The organism is Amycolatopsis sp. NPDC104775 (assembly GCF_055583325.1).
In genome coordinates, this window is the sequence record NZ_JBVJOE010000003.1 from 745128 (window position 1) to 761736 (window position 16609).

At 68.7% G+C, this 16609-nt stretch carries 19 protein-coding genes; 10 read left to right on the forward strand and 9 right to left on the reverse strand.

Going from position 1 to position 16609, the window contains the following annotated elements:
* Window positions 1–310: 310 nt before the first annotated feature.
* Entirely contained in the window at window positions 311–1750 is a 1440-nt protein-coding gene (gene yczR / locus ACZ63D_RS17585; RefSeq protein WP_465355343.1) for a MocR-like transcription factor YczR, read from the reverse strand.
* Between the two features lie 61 nt (window positions 1751–1811).
* Here yczR and yczE point away from each other — a divergent pair, with 61 nt between their 5' ends.
* Window positions 1812–2453, forward strand: a complete 642-nt coding sequence (yczE, locus tag ACZ63D_RS17590; protein ID WP_465355344.1) for a membrane protein YczE — start codon at window positions 1812–1814, stop codon at window positions 2451–2453.
* Here yczE and ACZ63D_RS17595 read toward each other — a convergent pair.
* Both ACZ63D_RS17595 and ACZ63D_RS17600 read right to left on the reverse strand, forming a co-directional pair.
* On the reverse strand, window positions 2450–2983 hold the full coding sequence (locus tag ACZ63D_RS17595) for a Clp protease N-terminal domain-containing protein (protein WP_465355345.1): 534 nt from the start codon (window positions 2981–2983) through the stop codon (window positions 2450–2452). The genes yczE and ACZ63D_RS17595 overlap by 4 nt on opposite strands.
* A complete protein-coding gene (locus ACZ63D_RS17600; RefSeq protein ID WP_009071860.1) occupies window positions 2983–3192 on the reverse strand; it encodes a hypothetical protein in 210 nt (69 codons plus the stop codon). Before ACZ63D_RS17600 ends, ACZ63D_RS17595 begins: the two co-directional genes overlap by 1 nt.
* A 440-nt stretch (window positions 3193–3632) precedes the next feature.
* Between ACZ63D_RS17600 and ACZ63D_RS17605 the strand changes: the two genes are divergently transcribed.
* Window positions 3633–4397: a hypothetical protein gene (locus ACZ63D_RS17605; protein WP_465355346.1), complete on the forward strand. Its 765-nt coding sequence runs from the start codon at window positions 3633–3635 to the stop codon at window positions 4395–4397.
* Between the two features lie 59 nt (window positions 4398–4456).
* Complete coding sequence (locus ACZ63D_RS17610; RefSeq protein ID WP_465355347.1) at window positions 4457–5140, forward strand: DUF998 domain-containing protein; 684 nt, start codon at window positions 4457–4459, stop codon at window positions 5138–5140.
* On the opposite strand, the gene ACZ63D_RS17615 is transcribed toward ACZ63D_RS17610, so the two are convergent.
* The gene (locus ACZ63D_RS17615) at window positions 5118–6146 is read right to left on the reverse strand and encodes a D-cysteine desulfhydrase family protein (RefSeq protein WP_465355348.1); all 1029 of its coding nucleotides are present in this window, start codon (window positions 6144–6146) and stop codon (window positions 5118–5120) included. The genes ACZ63D_RS17610 and ACZ63D_RS17615 overlap by 23 nt on opposite strands.
* 413 nt (window positions 6147–6559) lie before the next feature.
* On the opposite strand from ACZ63D_RS17615, the gene ACZ63D_RS17620 reads away from it, so the two are divergent.
* From ACZ63D_RS17620 to ACZ63D_RS17630, 3 genes are read left to right on the forward strand one after another with little or no spacing between them, the layout of a single operon-like run.
* Complete coding sequence (locus ACZ63D_RS17620; protein ID WP_465355349.1) at window positions 6560–7936, forward strand: amidase; 1377 nt, start codon at window positions 6560–6562, stop codon at window positions 7934–7936.
* Window positions 7933–8481 (forward strand): TetR/AcrR family transcriptional regulator, encoded by a 549-nt coding sequence (locus ACZ63D_RS17625; RefSeq protein ID WP_465355575.1) that lies wholly within the window; start codon window positions 7933–7935, stop codon window positions 8479–8481. Before ACZ63D_RS17620 ends, ACZ63D_RS17625 begins: the two co-directional genes overlap by 4 nt.
* Window positions 8465–9334, forward strand: coding sequence for an oxygenase MpaB family protein (locus ACZ63D_RS17630; protein ID WP_465355350.1), 870 nt, complete (start codon window positions 8465–8467; stop codon window positions 9332–9334). Before ACZ63D_RS17625 ends, ACZ63D_RS17630 begins: the two co-directional genes overlap by 17 nt.
* Here the strand turns inward: ACZ63D_RS17630 and ACZ63D_RS17635 are convergent.
* Window positions 9310–9846: a CGNR zinc finger domain-containing protein gene (locus ACZ63D_RS17635; protein WP_465355351.1), complete on the reverse strand. Its 537-nt coding sequence runs from the start codon at window positions 9844–9846 to the stop codon at window positions 9310–9312. The genes ACZ63D_RS17630 and ACZ63D_RS17635 overlap by 25 nt on opposite strands.
* A 54-nt stretch (window positions 9847–9900) precedes the next feature.
* Between ACZ63D_RS17635 and ACZ63D_RS17640 the strand changes: the two genes are divergently transcribed.
* Window positions 9901–10758 (forward strand): alpha/beta fold hydrolase, encoded by an 858-nt coding sequence (locus ACZ63D_RS17640; RefSeq protein ID WP_465355352.1) that lies wholly within the window; start codon window positions 9901–9903, stop codon window positions 10756–10758.
* Here ACZ63D_RS17640 and ACZ63D_RS17645 read toward each other — a convergent pair.
* Window positions 10717–12156: an amidase gene (locus ACZ63D_RS17645; RefSeq protein WP_465355353.1), complete on the reverse strand. Its 1440-nt coding sequence runs from the start codon at window positions 12154–12156 to the stop codon at window positions 10717–10719. The genes ACZ63D_RS17640 and ACZ63D_RS17645 overlap by 42 nt on opposite strands.
* 168 nt (window positions 12157–12324) lie before the next feature.
* Complete coding sequence (locus ACZ63D_RS17650; RefSeq protein WP_409183671.1) at window positions 12325–12585, reverse strand: DUF397 domain-containing protein; 261 nt, start codon at window positions 12583–12585, stop codon at window positions 12325–12327.
* 484 nt (window positions 12586–13069) lie between these two features.
* On the opposite strand from ACZ63D_RS17650, the gene ACZ63D_RS17655 reads away from it, so the two are divergent.
* Window positions 13070–13306: a hypothetical protein gene (locus tag ACZ63D_RS17655; RefSeq protein ID WP_465355354.1), complete on the forward strand. Its 237-nt coding sequence runs from the start codon at window positions 13070–13072 to the stop codon at window positions 13304–13306.
* Between the two features lie 135 nt (window positions 13307–13441).
* Here ACZ63D_RS17655 and ACZ63D_RS17660 read toward each other — a convergent pair whose 3' ends face one another.
* Window positions 13442–14020 carry a TetR/AcrR family transcriptional regulator gene (locus ACZ63D_RS17660; protein ID WP_465355355.1) on the reverse strand — a complete coding sequence of 193 codons (579 nt, stop codon included), beginning with the start codon at window positions 14018–14020 and terminating at the stop codon, window positions 13442–13444.
* A gap of 92 nt (window positions 14021–14112) precedes the next feature.
* On the opposite strand from ACZ63D_RS17660, the gene ACZ63D_RS17665 reads away from it, so the two are divergent.
* Both ACZ63D_RS17665 and ACZ63D_RS17670 read left to right on the forward strand, forming a co-directional pair.
* A complete protein-coding gene (locus tag ACZ63D_RS17665) occupies window positions 14113–15306 on the forward strand; it encodes an MFS transporter (protein ID WP_465355356.1) in 1194 nt (397 codons plus the stop codon).
* A gap of 17 nt (window positions 15307–15323) precedes the next feature.
* Entirely contained in the window at window positions 15324–15707 is a 384-nt protein-coding gene (locus ACZ63D_RS17670) for a nuclear transport factor 2 family protein (RefSeq protein ID WP_465355357.1), read from the forward strand.
* Window positions 15708–15740: 33 nt separating this feature from the next.
* On the opposite strand, the gene ACZ63D_RS17675 is transcribed toward ACZ63D_RS17670, so the two are convergent.
* A complete protein-coding gene (locus ACZ63D_RS17675; protein WP_465355358.1) occupies window positions 15741–16589 on the reverse strand; it encodes an SAM-dependent methyltransferase in 849 nt (282 codons plus the stop codon).
* Window positions 16590–16609: the final 20 nt, after the last annotated feature.

The window sequence follows — 16609 nt, forward strand, 5'->3', positions numbered from 1 at the left end:
GACCGCCTCTCCACCCCCCCCGCACCTTACCCCCCCCCCCCCCTCCTTCCCCCCCCCCCCCCCCCCCCCCCCCCCCCCCGGGACCCACCACGGGCGTGCTCCGGAGGCTTTCGCTCACCGCGCCGAGCGAGGGCCTGCGCCAACCGAAGCCCGCCTGAACCGAGGGCGCTTCCCGGCACTTCGAGGGGCTGTGCCGGGAAGCGCCTCGGACGATCGGCCGGTGCGCCGGACAGGTGACCGCCACCCTCCCTGGAGTGGCTGGATCCCATCCGGTGCACCGGCTGTTCACTTTTCCGGGAGAAAAACCGCGCTACGTCACCGAAATCCGCTCCGCAGGCACGTCCGCGCAGCCGCGCACCGAAGCCGCCGCCGCGCTCACCCGCCGCACCGCCTCCGGCAGTTGCTCCCGAGGCAGCCCGAACGGCAGCCGCAGCCAGCGTTCCAATCCGCCGTGCACCCCGAACCTCGACCCGGGCGCGATCTGCACCCCGTGGTTCGCCGCCGACACCGCCAGCCTCGTGCTCATCGGCTCCGGCAACCGGCACCACACCGACAATCCGCCGGGCGGAACCTCGAATGTCCACTCTGGACAGTACTTGCGCAGTGCCGCGACCGTGATGTCCCGCTGTTCCCGGAATTGCGTCCGGCGCCGGGCGAGCACGTCGTACCCCTCCGGTTCCAGCAGTGCCGCCAGCACGAGCTGATCGAACACCGGCGCGCCAAGGTCTACCGCGAACCGCGACGACTGCAGCCGGTCCAGCAAATCCGTCGACGCCCGGATCCAGCCCAGCCGCAACCCGCCCCATTGCGATTTCGCCGCCGACCCGACACTCAGCACGAGGTCTCCGCCGAACGCGGCCAGCGGTGGCGGACCGTCCACCGGATCACCCTCGTAATCCAGTTCCACCAACGATTCGTCGACGACGACCGGTGTCCGCGACCGGGCGAGCAAGCCGCCGAGCCGTTCGCGGCCCGCCGCGTCGAGGCGCAGTCCGGTCGGGTTCTGGAAGTCCACCACGAGGTAGCCGAACCGCGGCGCGGCCTGGCGCAGCGCGGCCTCGATCCCGGGCAAATCCCAGCCGTGCACCGGATCGAGCGCGACCGGTACTGGCAGCGCGTGCGTCGCGCGGACGGCGTCGATCGCGTTCGGATAGGTCGGCTGTTCGAGCAGCACGCGATCGCCGGGTCCGGCCAGCATTCGCAGGCAGAGCACGAAAGCGGAGTACGCGCCGGACGTCACCAGCACCTGGTCCGGCGAGGTCGGCAGGCCCCGGGCGGTGTAGCGCTCGGCGATCCGCTCGCGCAACCGCGGGAGCCCGCCGGTGAGGTAGCCGTTGCCGCTGACGTACTCGACCAGGTCGCGGCGCGCGGTGTCGAACGCGGCCATCAGCCCCGGCACCGCGGGCGGCGCGGCCCGCGCGAGGTCGAGGAGGTCGTCGCGCACCGCCTCGGCTTCGTCACGGTTTCCGACGCCAGCCACCCACGACCCGGCTCCGCGACGGCTGGCGACGAGGCCGTCCGCGCGGAGCCGGTCGAGCGCCGCGCCGATGAGCGTACGGCTGACGCCGAGCGCGTCGGCGAGTTCACGCTCGGCGGGCAGCCGCGTCCCGATCGGCAACTGCCCGTCGAGCACGTGCAACTCGACCGCCGCGGCGAGGTCGGACGCACCCTGCCGGGAGCCACGCTGCCGCCATTCCCCCAGCAATGTGGCCAATCGACGACCCGAGATGCGTCCACCCAGAGGTTCCATAAGACCAATTATCGCGTATTGGCCATGGCATATCAGGCCAGTGGTCGCCAATAGTGGAGAAGTGGCAGTTACCGACCTCAGTCCCCTCAGCCTCCGCCGAGCCCCCGCGCGCCGGGGTGTCCAGCTGTTCGCCGGCCTCGCGCTCTACGGCGCGAGCATGGCCATGCTCACCCGCGCCCACCTGGGCCTCGACCCGTGGGACGTGCTGAACGACGGCCTGACCAAGATCACCGGCCTGACGTTCGGCACCGTCAGCGCCATCGTCGCGGTTTTCGTGCTGCTGCTGTGGATTCCGCTGCGCCAGCGTCCCGGCATCGGCACCGTCGCGAACATCGCGGTGATCGCCGTGGCAGTGGACGCGGTACGAGCCGTGCTACCGGACCAGCACGTGCTCGTCTGGCAGATTCTGATGCTGGTCGGCGGCGTAGTCCTGAACGCCGTCGCGACCGCGGTGTACGTCGGCACCCGCCTCGGCCCCGGCCCCCGAGACGGCCTGATGACCGGCCTGCACGCCCGGACCGGCTGGTCCGTCCGCCTGGTCCGGACCGGCATCGAGGTGCTCGTCCTGGCCGCGGGCTGGCTGCTCGGCGGCGCCGTCGGCATCGGAACCGTGCTGTACGCCCTCAGCATCGGCCCGCTCACCCAGGCTTTGCTCCCGCTGGTCACGTGGCGCACCCGGGCGCACCAGCAAGAACAGCATTAGCGGTTGCCGACGGCCTGGCGGACCGCCGGATAATCGATCCCGCGCGCCGCGAGAAAATCGGACACCGGCCCGCGTTGTTTGACCAGCGCGAGCAGCAGATGTTCCTGGCCAAGATGCTTGTCGCCAAGATCATGCGCCTCGCGCACGCTCATCTGCAGCGCGTTCTTGGCATCCTCGGTGAACGGCAGATGATTGCGCCGCGTACGCCGCCCAGCATCCGCGAGCGCGCCCGGCCCGTGCGTCTGCTCGACCCGCTCGACAATCTGATCAACGTCGATGCCAAGCTCGGTGAGCGCTTCGGCATCGGCGTCACTGATCCCACCCCGCCGACGCACCCGGGCAAGCTCCGCGAAAACGTCGTCGCGCGACACCCCCAGGGCCTGCAACAATCGCACCGCCTCGCCGTTCTCGATCCGCGCCAACCCAGCGAACACAGCCTGCGCGGAAATCTCGTGCGCCCCAGCCTCACGCGCCGCCGCCTGTGCCTCGACCACCGCTGCCCGGGCGTCATGAGTGAACTTCTCGAACATCAATGCCTCCCGTACTTCTTGTGCACGGCCTGCCGACTAACCCCCAGCTCAGCCGCGATGTCCTGCCAAGACCAGCCGTGCATCCGCGCACTGCGCACCTGCACCGCCTCCAACTGCTCCAGCAACCGCCTCAACGCCGCCACCGCCCGAAGCCCAACCCGCGGATCCCGATCACCGGCGCGAGCGGCCAAATCCGTCGCTTCCGTCATAATGTCAACCTAGATTGACACGCGAGAACTGTCAACCCTAGTTGACACCACGAACCCCAGCCTCGTACCCGCCAGCAGCGAAAACCCCACCCCGCGAACCCGACGCAACCGAACGCCCGAACCCCGCGCACCCCCACGACACCGCCACCCACACACCCCAAGAAACCCAGGCAGCCACACCCGGCCCTGCACCCCGATACGAAGCCTTCCCTGCGGTTCGGGGGTGGGTGTTCCAGAACCCCCCCCCCCCCCTCCCCCCCCCCCCCCACCCCCCCCCCCCCCATCTCCGGGTGGTTGTCAAGGCATCTTTCCCGCCTTGACAACCACCCCCGAACCGTCAGCACACTGGGCTTCGGGGTGCCCCACGCCCGACCTCACGGCAATGTCGCCCCCCGGGCGACGAGCCGCCCCCACCCCACCCGCGAGCTACAGTCAACCCCGTGCCCGAGATTTCCACCGCCGAGCGAGCGGGAGTCGGTTCCGACGGCCACCCCCGCCCCACCGAAGACCACGTCGCCCTCCTCCCCCAAGCAATCCTGGTCCTGGACGGCGCCACCTCCCCCAGCCCCGACCTCCCCCCAGGCGGCTGGTACGCGAACCTGCTCCGCGACCAACTCTCCACCGAACTCCTCCACCACCCCCAAACAGACCTAGCCACCGCCCTGGCCACCGCAATCACGGCAGTAGCCACAACCCACGACCTGACCCCAGGAAACTCCCCCTCCAGCACGGTCTCCATCCTCCGCTGGACCGAGTCCGAAGTAGAAGCCCTAGTACTGGCCGACAGTCCCATAGTCGCGTTTGGACAGTTCGGCACCGACGTAGTCTCCGACGACCGCCTGATCTCCCTCCGCGACAACGGCTTACTGCAAACCGGTGCCGAGGTCCGCCAGCGACGCAACGCGGCGGACGGCTTCTGGGTAGCCGAAGCCGACCCAGCCGCGGCCCACAAAGCAGTCCGCCGCAGCTGGCCGCGCACGCAGGTCGACGCCGTCCTCATCGCCACCGACGGGGTCGCGATCGGAGTGGACGAGTACGGACTTTTCGACTGGCCGGAAGTCCTGCGGCTAGCCAGAAACAAAGGCCCCGAAGCAGTACTGGACGCAGTACGCGCCGCGGAAGACGGCGATCCGCACGCGGTCCGCTGGCCGCGCGCCAAACGGCATGACGATCAGGTGCTCGTCCTCGCCGACTTCGCGGGGTAGGGGCTGAATCAGGGGTTTTCCCTGATCACGAAACGCCGCGGAACCGCCAATCTGGCTACATGGGGAACACACGAGGCGTCCGGGGATGGCGTCTGACCGCACTCGCCGCGATCGCCTGGGGACTGTTCACGATCATCGTGCTGCACATCATCAGCTCGCACGACCCGATCTACGACACGCTTTCCAGCTACACGATCACCGACCGCGGGGAGGGCATGCTCGGGGCGAGCGTGCTGTCGGTGGCCGTCGGATCGCTCGCGGTGCTCGGGGCGCTGATCGCCGGCGGGGTGCCGATGACGTTCAGCACCAAGGTCCTGCTCATGCTGTGGGCGCTCGGGCTGGCCGTCGCCGCGGTTTTTCCGGCCAGTTACCCGCAAAGCCCGAACCCGCTCAGTGGCGACATCCACCTGTATTCGTGCCTGATCGCGTTCGCGAGCCTGCCCGGCGCGGCGATTACTCTGCTGGAACCGTTGCGCGGCACGGCGGAGCGCGTGTTCGTGGTGCGCTGGTTGAAGTTCGGCCTCGCCTCGGTGGGGCTGTTCGCGCTGAGTTTCCTGTTCGTCCGTCTCGACGAGGCCGGGGTGCAGCCGTTCCACGTGCTCACCGAGGTACTGCCGGTGGGCGCGACGCAGCGGCTCACGCTGATCGCGAACGTCGCCTTGCTGCTGGTCCTGCTCCGCATCGCGGTGCGGACCGAAACCGCCCGTGCCGCGGTGCTCGTTACTTCTGCGCCTCGGCCATGAATTCGGGCGCGTACCCAAACAAGCCGGGAAGCCCTCCCGTGTGGACGAACACCACGGTTTCCTCCGGCGAATAACGTCCCGCCGCCGCCCATTCCACCAGGGCGGCGGCGGCTTTTCCGGTGTAGACCGGGTCGAGCACCACACCTTCCGTGCGGCCGAACAACCGGATCGCCTCCCAGGTCCCCGACGCTGGAATGCCGTAACCCTCGCCGATCGTCGTGTCGTTGAGCCACACGTGCTCCAGCTTCGGTGGGTCGAACCCAAGCAACCGCGCGGCCCCGGCGGTGAGCTGCGCCAAGTTGTCCACAGCCTCGTTCAGCGGGTGGCTGACGCAGGCGATGTCCATATCCAGCGAACCGAGCAATTCCGTGCCGAGCGCGAGCCCGGCCGCCGTGGCCCCGCTGGCGTGCGGACCGACGACACGCGCGTGCTCCAGGCCGAGGTCGGCCAGCTGGACTGCCAGCTCGCGCGCGGCATCCACATAGCCGAGAACGCCGAGTGGGTCGGACCCACCGACTGGGACCGTCCGCACTTTCCGGCCCTCATCCGCTGCTTCGGCAAGCAATCGTTCGTATGTCGCAGCCGCTTCGGCTTCTGACCCGCAGATGTGCACGCGCGCACCGAAAAGGAAGTCGAGCGGCACGTTGCCGGACCGCTCGTACGCGTCACCGGAGCGCGGGACCTCGGCGGTCAGCACGAGCTCGCAACGCAAGCCAAGCCTCGCGCATGCCGCGGCGGTCTGACGGCCGTGGTTGGTCTGCATCGCGCCGAAGGTGATCACGGTGTCGATGCCTTCGGCGAGCGCAGCGCCGAGGTGGAAGTCGAGTTTGCGCAGCTTGTTGCCACCAACGCCGAGCGGGTGGACGTCGTCGCGCTTGAGCAGGAGGCGGGGTAGGCCGAGCGCTTCGCCAAGCCGCGGTGCCGGAACGAGAGGAGTCGGACCGTGGTGCAGACCGGCCCGCGGGAAGCCGTCGAAGGCGGGGAACCGGGCGAAGTCGAACGTCATCGATCCTCCGTGCGCTGGCCGGGCTGATGACGTGCAGTTTAAGGGGCTTTATCCAGTGACGGCCTGGTCCGCGGCTCTGGCTGCCCGCTCGATTTGTGTCCGCCGGGCTTGCCAGAAGGCGGCGTCCCGACCGCCTTGATAGCGGCTGGTGCTGTCGTCGCGGGTTTCGCGCTCGGTCGCCCACAGGTCGGTGCCGCGCTATTCGAGGTCGTCCCACTCGGCCGGAGATCTCGCCGAAGTACCAGGCCTCGGCCAGCGTGAGGTGTTTGGCCAGGCTGGTCAGGTACTCCTTCGCGAAGTCATCGATCACGACCACAAGCCTGCCCGAGCTGCGGCCCCCACGCGCAGGGGTGCTTTACCGCCCATCACCGTGATACGTTCGTTCGAGCGAACGAGAGAACGGGGAGCCGCCGATGCCTTCCGCGACCACTGAGTTCACGACCCTTGCCGAGCAGGTCGCCGCGCTCGAATCCGGCGCGGTCACGGCCGTGCAGCTCACCGAACTCGCGCTCAAGCGGGCGCACGCCAGCCAGCCGGTGCTCAACGCGTTTCGCGTGCTGCGGGACGAGGCCGCACTCTCCGAGGCCGCCGAGGCTGATCGGCGTCGCGCTGGTGGTGATCGTGCGCCGTTGCTCGGGGTGCCGGTGGCGATCAAGGACGACGTCGACCTCACCGGCCTGCCCACCGCGTTCGGGTGTCCGGGCGAGTTTCCAGTGGCGACGGCGGACGCGCCCGCGGTAGCGAAACTCAAACAGGCCGGCGCGGTCATCATCGGCAAGACCAACACGCCTGAGCTGGGCCAATGGCCGTTCACCGAGGGACCGGCGTTCGGCGCGACGCGCAATCCGTGGCATCCCGCGCACACCCCGGGCGGGTCGTCTGGCGGATCGGCCGCGGCGGTGGCGGCCGGGATCGTGGCCGCCGCGCTCGGGTCGGACGGGGCGGGGTCGGTGCGCATCCCGGCGGCGTGGACCGGGCTCGTCGGGATCAAAACCCAGCGCGGCCGGATTCCGACCGACGGCGAACTGTTCCACGGACTCACCGTGCTCGGCCCGCTCGCCCGGACGGTCGCCGACGCGGCCGCCCTGCTCGACGTCACCGCGGGCACCGGCACGGCGTTCCAGACCGCCGCGCGGCGTGAGCCCGGACGGCTGCGCATCGGGCTTTCCACCCGGATTCCCTTCACCGCCACCAAAACCAGGCTCGACCCAGTGGTCGAAGCAGCGGTGCGGCAGACCGCCGAGACGCTCGCCGGGCTGGGGCACGAGATTGTGCCGGTCGAACCCGGGTACGGCCTGATCGGCCTCACTTTCCTGCCGCGCTCGCTCACCGGCGTGCGCGATTGGGCCCGCCGCGTTCCGGAGCCGTCCGCGCTCGACCCGCGCACTCGCAGCAACGCCCAGCAGGGCGGTCTGCTCGCCGGGCCCGCGCTGAAAGTCGCTCGCGCGCTCGAACCCGTGCTGCGCCGCCGGATCGGCGGGATGTTCGGCGACATCGACGTCCTGCTCACGCCGACCACCGCGACCCCGCCGCCCGCGATCGGGTCCTTCGACGGGCTTTCCGGCTGGCAGACCGATCAGACGATGATCGCCGCGTGCCCGTACGCTTGGCCGTGGAACGTGCTGGGCTGGCCCGGGGTGAACGTGCCCGCCGGACTGACCGCGGACGGGTTGCCGCTCGGCGCCCAGCTGCTTGGCCCGTCGCATTCCGAGGAGCGGCTGATTTCCGTTGCCGCGCAACTGGAAGAGGTACAGCGGTGGCCGGACCGACGCCCCGAGCCGGGGTGGTGACCACTCGCGACGCGATCCTGCGCGCCACCCTGAAAGTGGTCGGCGAGCAGGGCGTCGGCGGGCTCACCAACCGGCGCATCGTCGCCGCGGCTGGGGTTTCGCTCGGAACGCTGACGTATCACTTCCCGAGCCAGACCGAGCTGTTGCGCGAGGCGATGCTGTTGTTCGCCGAGGAGGAAACGGCGAAACTGGCGGGGATTGTCGAAGAGTACCGAGCACAAGGGCTGAGCCTCGAACAAGCGGCGACCGTCGTGGAGCACGTCATTAAACAGCTGCCATTCGGGACGGACGAACTCGCGCCGCACGAGCTGTACCTGCAGGCCGCGCGAGACCCTGGGTTGCACGAGGCGTCCGCGAAATGCTTTGCGGCGTATGACGAATTGGCGATTACGATTCTTACCGCGCTTGGCCTGCCAGACCCGGAGCGGGTGGCCGGGCCGGTGGTCGCGCTGATCGCCGGGTTGCAGTTGCGGCGGCTCGCGACTGGTACGGATGTTCCGGCGGCCGAGCCGTTGATGATGCTGCTGCATGGTGCGCGGGGCTGACGTGGCGCCGCCGGTCGTCCGCGGCACCGCGGCTTGGCGTTATTTCGGCGACTTTCGCGACCTGCTGCTCGCGGGGCAGGTGCTCGTGCTGCAGGTCGCGCATCCGGTCGTGGCGGCCGGGGTGCGGGATCATTCGGATTATCGCGAGGATCCGTGGACCCGGCTGATGCGCACTGGTGCTTCGCTGTCGATCTATGTGTATGGCGGGACCAAGGGCGCGCAAGCCGAGGCAGAGCGGTTGCGAAAACTGCACCGTTCGTTCACCGGCACTGCCGACGGTCGTCGTTACAGCGCGCTCGATCCCGGCGCGTATGCCTGGGTGCACGCCACCCTGGCGATGGCTCCCGTTGATGCACAACGGTTCTTCGGCCGTCCACTGTCCACTTCGGATCTTGACGAGTACTACGCACAGATGTGCGGCATCGGCCGGATCCTCGGCGTGCGAGAGCGGGACTTGCCGCCGACCTGGCCGGACTTCGAGCGCTATTACCGGGAGATGGTCGCCGGATTCGGACCGAACGAGACGATCAGCACGCTGTTCGAGACCATCGACACGGTGCGAAAACCGTTCACCCGCATGTCGGAACGCCGGTGGTCGAGCATCCAAAAGAGACACTCCAGCGCTCAGATGTTCCTTATCCGCGCGACACTTCCGCCCGAGCTGCGCGCTCGCCTTGGCCTGGAATGGACCGCCGAGGACGCACGCAAGTTCGCCCGTTTCTGCCGCGCGGCCAAGCTGCTCGGCACCGTAATTCCGCCATCGCTGCGCACTGTCCACATGCGAACGATCGGCAAGCTGAACGTGTGGCTGCGCGCCCATCCGTGGGCTTACCGGTTCTTCGTCCGTTCGTAATGCGCCCGCGCCTTCGCCCGGTTCCCGCAGCGAGCCATCGAGCACCACTGCCGGGTCCGGCGAGGCGATGTGTCGACAAAGCGCAGACCGCAGTCGTCCGCCGCGCAGATGCGGATGTCCTCGACACCGGTGGCGAGCTCGACCGCGTCCGCGGCCAGCACGGCGAACGCCATCGCCACCGGATCCGCGGGGGCGGGCACTTCTCGCTGCAGCACACCGTCTTTCAGCAGTAGCCGAGCTGGTTTCGGGGCAGCCTCGAGCGCGTCGTTGACCAGCTGGACATCGGCGACCCGCGGCACCTCGGTCAGCAGCCGGTTCACTGCCTCGCGCAGGTCCTTCGCCGAAGCCAATTGCGCAGCAGTCACCGGCAGGCGGCCAAACCCCGCCAGCTCAAGCCACTCCGCGAGGGCGTCCGGGCCGGTGAGCAGCTCGATGCCTCCGGGGAGATGCCGGGAGCGCAGCGTGTTCACCAGGTGCAGACACGGCCGTCCGGCGTCGAACACCCAATCCATGTCGCCCATTCTAACCATTGAAACCGGTGAGAACCCGCGCTACCGTCTAACCCCATGAGCCGGTTAGAACCAGTAATGGCCCAAGTAGCCGACCTGCGCATGCACTACCTCCGCGGCGGCGACGGCCCGCCGCTGTTCCTCCTGCACGGCTGGCCGCAAACCTCGCACTGCTGGCGCCGCGTCGCCGGGCCGCTGACCGAGACGCACACCGTGATCGCCCCTGACCTGCGCGGATACGGACGCACCGACAAGCCGCGCACCGGATACGACAAGCGCACGATGGCCGCTGACGTCGCGAAGCTGGCCGAACAGCTCGGGTTCGACCGGGTCGCCGTCGCTGGGCACGACCGCGGCGGGCGGGTCGCGCATCGCTGGGCGCTCGATCGCCCGGACCAGGTCGAGCGGCTGGCCGTACTGGACATCGCGCCGACGCGGGAGATGTGGCGTCGGCTCGACCGCGATCTCGGGAAGGCTTACTGGCACTGGCTTTTCCACCTCCAGCCAGACCTGCCGGAACTGCTGGCCGGACAAAACGTCGCCGCCTACCTCGGGTATTTCTTCGAACGCTGGACCTTTCAACGGCACGGGCTGCCCGCCGAAGACGTCGCGGAGTACGTGCGCGCTTTCGAAGCACCCGGCGCGCTCCGAGCAGGCTTCGACGACTACCGCGCCTCATTCCCCGACGATGCCGAACTCGACGACGCCGACTACGCCGCCGGAAAACGCCTCACCCAGCCAGTGCTGGCGATGTGGGGCAAGGCCGGCCTCCTCGGCAGCCTGCCCACATTGGACATCTGGCGCGACTACGCCGACAACGTGACCGGCATCGGCCTCGAAGACTGCGGACATTTCCTCCCCGAGGAACAGCCCTCACAGGTCGTGGCGCATCTGCGGGAATTCCTGACCAGCTAACGGAATCCGCGCGAAACCCGCACCCACGGTCCGCTCGATCGCCGCGCCGACCCGAAAGGCCGTGCCGTCGTCGTACTTGCCCGCGACGACCTGGACACCCGTCGGCACGCCGTTGCTCGCCCACCCAGACGGCACGGCGAGCACCGGATGTTCGCTACCGACATTGAACGCCGGAGTGAGCGAAGCGTCCGAAAAGTGTTCCAGCGCAACACCATCGACCATAACCTGCGCAGAAAGGTAATCCTCGCCAGCGGCGAAAGCAGTGGTACCGATGGTCGGCACGATCAGCGCGTCGAAGCGCGCGAACACCGCGTCGAGACGTTCACGGATAGCTGCTTCGACGGCTCGGCCGGTTTCCGCGTCCACAATGTTCTCAACGCCCTTGCGCGCGAAAGCCTGACAGTAAGGGGTGATGACGCCCGGGTTCTGCCGGTCCAGTTCCAGGACCTCGGCGGCCAGGCCGGTCCCGAAGTGTGCCCACAGGGCCTGTTTCACCATGTCGAGCGTCCAGTCGATCTCGACCTCAGTGACCGCGGCACCGGCAGCCGCCAACGCGTCCGCGACAGCGCGCGTGTTGGCGGCGACCTCCGAAGCCACCGGGAAATCACCCGGCACTGGACAGCTCGCGACGCGAAGCCCGCGTATGCCGCCCAAGTCGATCGGAGCCGCAGGGAGCCGCGAGTGCTGGTCACGTGGGTCTTCGCCCGCCACGACGTTCTGCAGAAGTGCGCAATCGGCAACGGTCCGGGCCATCGGGCCGTGGTGGTAGTAGGTGTCCAGCCCGGCAGGCGGCAGGACCGGGTTGCGGCCGTGCGGCGGTTTGAACCCCACGACGCCCGTGAAGGACGCGGGCGCGCGGAGCGAACCGCCGATGTCCGATCCGGTGGCGAGGAAGGCGGTTCCGGCCGCCAGCGCCGCACCCGAACCGCCCGACGAGCCACCCGCCGCGGTCTGGAGGTTCCACGGATTGCGCGTGATTCCCCAGCGTCTCGTGTGGGACAGCGGCATGCAGCAGAACTCGGACGTCGTCGTGCGAGCGTGCAGAATCCCGCCGGCCGCCTGGATCCGGCTGAGCCCGATCGCGGTCTCCCGCGCCACCCGCGGCGGGCGCAAGAGGGTGCCGTCGGTGACCGGGTGCCCGGCCAAAGATTGTTCTTCCTTCGCCGCGACGGGCAGTCCTTCGAGCGGCCTCGGCTGGCCGCCGGGCGCGTACCGCTTCTCCGCGACGGCCGCCGCCCGCAACGCTTGCTCGAACATCTGCTCGGCGAACGCGTTGACGTCTGGCTCGACCCGCTCCGCCCGTGCCACGACCGCGCGCATCAACTCGACCGGCGACAGCTCCCGGGCGCGGAGTAGCCGCAGTGCTTCGACGGCGGAGAGGTAGTGGAGTGGGGTCATGACGCGCTCCGGGGGTCGGGCCGCTCAACCTACTCAGCTGGCGACCCTCGCCAAACCGGCATTCAACCCACAACCCCCGGCACCCAGGGTGACCAGGACTCTTCCGTACTCCACCCGATCGAGTGACTGTTTGCGAATCGCTCCCCGCCGAGACCTCGTCGTGGTGGACTAGTCGCTGGGGGGCAGGTCGAACTGGCCGGCCTTGACCGCGACGAGGAAGGCGTCCCACTCGCCGCGGTCGAAGACCAGCACCGGACTCGCCGCGAGCTTCGTGTCGCGCACGCCGATCAGGCCGGGACGGGAGAGGTTGACCTCGACACAGTTGCCGCCGTTGGGTTCGCTCGCGAACGACTTCGCCCAGGCAGCGGCCGCGAACAACGACTCCGCCGTGTCCGGGTCGTAATCCTGGGGCGACGGATAATCCGCCATGGGTCGTCCACCTCCGAGCCTTGTGCAGGGCGTGCGTTCTGGTGCACGTCCCCGGCTTCTTTGCGTCACTACGGAGCAAACCGCAGGGCCAAGCGGGTGATCAACTCGACCCGATCTCGACATGAAGATTATTCCAGGAGTAGGATTAATCGCAGCGATCGGGGCGTCAGTGGTGGGTGAATGGCTTGCGACATTCAGCCCAACACCGGCAGCACTGACCCGGGCACCCGGCCCGGGCGGCGGAACAGCCGCGAGACAACGGGAGGTGTGCGGATGCGAGCCGACCCATTCGGCCCGGCAAGGAGCCGATCCGCCCGCCTCGCCGGAATCCGCGCTGGTCCGGATGCTGCGACGACCCTGCGGAGACGCCGCAACGGAGCGGTTTCCCTGGTGCCCGGCGTTGACCCGCCGAGCGCGAACCACCCCGATCCAGCCGGCGCCGACCCGCGCCGGTTCCCGTTATCCGAACTGGGGGTGTGATCCCATGGCCGTCCGGCTCACCACGCTTTTCCGCCGTGAGGACGAACACACTCGCGGCCGGCGTGGGATCAATCACGAATTGCGCAACCGGTTCGGGTTCAGCCTGATCCAGGCCCCGCTGCGCAGCCCGATGGTTGTGGACACCGAGATCGAAGTACCGGCTCCGCGCCAAGCGGACCTCGTCCACGCCAACCGCCACCGTCGCGAGACACGAGTACCGCTGCTCCACGGGCTCGGCTGAGCCTCAGCCCGCATCGTCCACGCTCCCCGGAATACCTTGCCCGGGGAGCGTTTTCGTGTCCGGAGACCAGCGCGGCCGAATGGTTGAGACCACTGCTGGCGGTCTAGACCACGCACAGGTCTAGGCCAATCCCCTTCAGTCCTTCGCGGGCCGCGGGCCGGACATCGCCTGGACCGCCGCCGAAACCTGCGCGCCCAGCCGGTCCAGCGAGTAATCCTCTCCCAGCACCATGCGACGCAGCTGCGGCATCGACAGGCTCCAGCCGACCAGCCCCATGGTGAAGAACAGCAACGCCTTCGGATCCTCGCCGCCGCCCGCGAGCGCGGTTTCCGCGGCCGCGACCTTGTCCAGGTAATGCCGGGTCCGGGCCTCTTCCTCGGGCACCGGCTCGTCGCCCATCTCCAGCGCCTCCCACAGCAGCAGCCGCAGCGCTTCGGGATGTGCGCGGTGATACTCGAACAACGCGCCCGCATACGCACCGAGGTCCGCGCCGTCCGCGGGCGGGACAGCTTCGGCCAGCTCAGTCATCAGCCGCTCCAGCACGGCCGCGAACAACGCTTTCTTGTCGCCGAAGTAGTCGTAGATCGCCCGCTTGTTGGCTTCGGCGGCCGCCGCGATGCGGTCGACCCTGGCCCCGGCCACGCCGTACGCGGCGAATTCGGCCGAGGCGGCGGCGAGGATGCGGTCCTTGGTCGCGGCGGAGTCGTAAGCCATGCGTCAAGGGTAACGAACCAGTTCGTTTGACACTCGCGATCCACAGCTTCTACGATCCGAACTAACTAGTTCGATCGATATGGAGGGCAGAGATGACCACGGCGGAAAGCCCGCCCTTGGCCCGGCCGCTGTTGTTCGGAGCGATGGCGGTGTGCAGCGGTGCGACCGTCGCGAATGTGTATCTGGCGCAACCGCTGCTCACGCTGTTCGCGAGCGAGTTCGGTGGCGCGGCGTCCTCGACCGGGCTGGTGGTGACGTGCGCGCAATTCGGCTACGCGGCAGGGATCCTGTTCCTAGTCCCGCTCGGCGACGTGCGCCGCCGACGTCCGCTGCTGACCGCACTGCTCGTCGCGACGGTCGTCGCGCTGCTGCTCGGGGCGGTCGCGCCGAGTCTGTCGCTTGTGGCGGCGGCCGCGGCACTCATCGGCGGGTTCACGGTGATCCCGCAGGTACTTGTCCCGCTGGCCGCGGAATTGGCACCGCCGGAGAAGCGGGCTTCGGTGGTCGCCGGGGTGCAGATCGGGTTGATGACCGGGATCATCGGCTCTCGGGTGATTGGCGGCGCGGTCGGCGAAGCACTTGGCTGGCGTGCGGTGTATCTGCTCGCCGCCGTTCTGACTGCAGCGTCCGGACTGGTGACAATCGCGTTGGTGCCGCGCGAGCCAGTCCGGGCGAACTCCATCGGATACGGACAATTGCTGGCGTCACTGCCTCGATTGCTGCGCAGCGAACCCGTGCTGCGCCAGTCCTGCCTGCTGCACGCGTGCCTGTTCGGTGCCTACAACGCGACCTGGACCTCACTGGTCCTGGTGCTCACCCACGAGCCGTACCGTTTCAGCACCTCGACCGCCGGATTGTTCGGCCTGCTGGGATTAGCGGGCGCGTTCGCCGCACCATGGGCGGGCCGGTACATCGACCGGCGCGGCGCACTGCCGATCGTCACCGCGGCGTTGCTGCTGACGTTGGGCTCGGCTGGCACCTATGCGCTCAGCCAAACCTGGCTGCCTTGCCTGATAGTGGCGATCATCGCGGTCAATATCGCCGTGCAATGGAGTCAAATCGCCAACCAGGCACGCATTTTCACCCGGCTCCCCGACGCGCGCAGCCGCGTCAACACTGTCTACATGGTCGCGGTTTTCCTCAGTGGCGCGCTTTGCGCGGCACTGGCCGCAGTCTGTTACGGCGCGTTCGGCTGGCTTGGAGTCTGTGCGCTGCAAGGGATTCTCGCCGCGGCTGGCCTCGCAGTCCTGCCTGCCGCGCGCCGTTACGACCGCGCTTTTGTTTAAGCACAAGGAGAATGATCATGATCGCCATGCCCCCTGCGGTAACGCAGTTCTTCACCGCGTCCCAATCCGGCGACGCCGACGCCTGGGCCGGTGCGTTCGCCGCCGACGGCGTCTTCCATGACCCGGTCGGCGAGCCGCCGATTATCGGCCGCGCCGCGATCCGCGAGTTCATCGCGTCGGTGCTGCCGAACTTCAGCCCGTTCCTCGGCCTCACCCCGCGCGAGGCGCACATCGTCGGCGGATCGGTCGCCGTCGCGTGGAGCGGCGCGGCCGTCACCGGCGGCGGGATACCGGTCAACTGGTCCGGCATCAACGTCTACGACCTCGGCCAGGACGGACTGATCAGCGAAGCCCGTGCCTACTTCAACCGGGCGATTTTCCAAGCCCAGCTCGCCGCGTGACGCCCGGGGCCGGGGCCGGGCGGCTCCGGCCCGTCAGGGCTTGCGGCCCAGCGCGCAAATCCCGCCGCTGAACGAAGGATCGTCGGCCATCCGGTCGCCCGCGCTCGATTCGCCCGCTTCCGGATGCCAATCCGACACCCACGAGATGCCCGGCTCCACCAGTTCCAGCCCGGAGAAGAACTCGGCGAACTCCGCCCGCGAGCGGTAATGGAACGGCGTGCTCGACTGCTGGTACTGCTTGTGGATCGCGTCGCGGCGCTCGCCGTCGCTCGTCGGCACGCCGTCGTCGGTCAGGTGCGAGGACAGGAAGTACGAGCCGGACGGCAGCAGCGACAGGTACTTCTGCACGATCTCCAGCGCCGGCTCGTCGCGGCCGATGAAGTACAGCACTCCGACCATGATCAGCCCGATCGGGCGCTTCGGGTCGAGTACGCCGGTGTCGAGCGCGCGCGGCCAGACGTCGGCCGGATTGCGCAGGTCGCCCTGCAGCACCGCATGCCGGTTGGCGACGCCGTCGCGCTCCAGCAGGATCTGCGAATGCGCGACGGCGACCGGCTCGTTGTCGACATAGACACAGCGCGCGTTCGGGTTCACCGAGGTGGCGATCTCGTGCACGTTGCCGACCGTGGGCACGCCGGAGCCGATGTCGAGGAACTGGTCGATGCCCTGTTCGGCCATGTAGCGCACGCCTCGGCCGAGGAACTCGCGGCCGGCCTTGGCGATGGTCTTGATCATCGGAAAGGTCTGGACCGCCCGTTCGCCGAACTCGCGATCGATCGCCCAGTTCGCGGTGCCGCCGAGGAACCAGTCGTAAATCCGCGCCGCGTTCGGCCGGTCGAGGTCGATGCCCTCCGGGGCTTCGGGATCCGGTGCCTGAGTCATCAGCTTCCCCTTCCGTGCGG

Excerpts from the sequence above, each read along its gene's own strand:
- yczR (WP_465355343.1), bottom strand. The coding sequence starts at position 1,750 with ATGGAACCTCTGGGTGGACGCATCTCGGGTCGTCGATTGGCCACATTG.
- ACZ63D_RS17595 (WP_465355345.1), bottom strand. The coding sequence starts at position 2,983 with ATGTTCGAGAAGTTCACTCATGACGCCCGGGCAGCGGTGGTCGAGGCA.
- ACZ63D_RS17600 (WP_009071860.1), bottom strand. The coding sequence starts at position 3,192 with ATGACGGAAGCGACGGATTTGGCCGCTCGCGCCGGTGATCGGGATCCG.
- ACZ63D_RS17610 (WP_465355347.1), top strand. The coding sequence starts at position 4,457 with ATGGGGAACACACGAGGCGTCCGGGGATGGCGTCTGACCGCACTCGCC.
- ACZ63D_RS17615 (WP_465355348.1), bottom strand. The coding sequence starts at position 6,146 with ATGACGTTCGACTTCGCCCGGTTCCCCGCCTTCGACGGCTTCCCGCGG.
- ACZ63D_RS17620 (WP_465355349.1), top strand. The coding sequence starts at position 6,560 with ATGCCTTCCGCGACCACTGAGTTCACGACCCTTGCCGAGCAGGTCGCC.
- ACZ63D_RS17630 (WP_465355350.1), top strand. The coding sequence starts at position 8,465 with ATGGTGCGCGGGGCTGACGTGGCGCCGCCGGTCGTCCGCGGCACCGCG.
- ACZ63D_RS17635 (WP_465355351.1), bottom strand. The coding sequence starts at position 9,846 with ATGGATTGGGTGTTCGACGCCGGACGGCCGTGTCTGCACCTGGTGAAC.
- ACZ63D_RS17640 (WP_465355352.1), top strand. The coding sequence starts at position 9,901 with ATGAGCCGGTTAGAACCAGTAATGGCCCAAGTAGCCGACCTGCGCATG.
- ACZ63D_RS17645 (WP_465355353.1), bottom strand. The coding sequence starts at position 12,156 with ATGACCCCACTCCACTACCTCTCCGCCGTCGAAGCACTGCGGCTACTC.
- ACZ63D_RS17650 (WP_409183671.1), bottom strand. The coding sequence starts at position 12,585 with ATGGCGGATTATCCGTCGCCCCAGGATTACGACCCGGACACGGCGGAG.
- ACZ63D_RS17655 (WP_465355354.1), top strand. The coding sequence starts at position 13,070 with ATGGCCGTCCGGCTCACCACGCTTTTCCGCCGTGAGGACGAACACACT.
- ACZ63D_RS17660 (WP_465355355.1), bottom strand. The coding sequence starts at position 14,020 with ATGGCTTACGACTCCGCCGCGACCAAGGACCGCATCCTCGCCGCCGCC.
- ACZ63D_RS17665 (WP_465355356.1), top strand. The coding sequence starts at position 14,113 with ATGACCACGGCGGAAAGCCCGCCCTTGGCCCGGCCGCTGTTGTTCGGA.
- ACZ63D_RS17670 (WP_465355357.1), top strand. The coding sequence starts at position 15,324 with ATGATCGCCATGCCCCCTGCGGTAACGCAGTTCTTCACCGCGTCCCAA.
- ACZ63D_RS17675 (WP_465355358.1), bottom strand. The coding sequence starts at position 16,589 with ATGACTCAGGCACCGGATCCCGAAGCCCCGGAGGGCATCGACCTCGAC.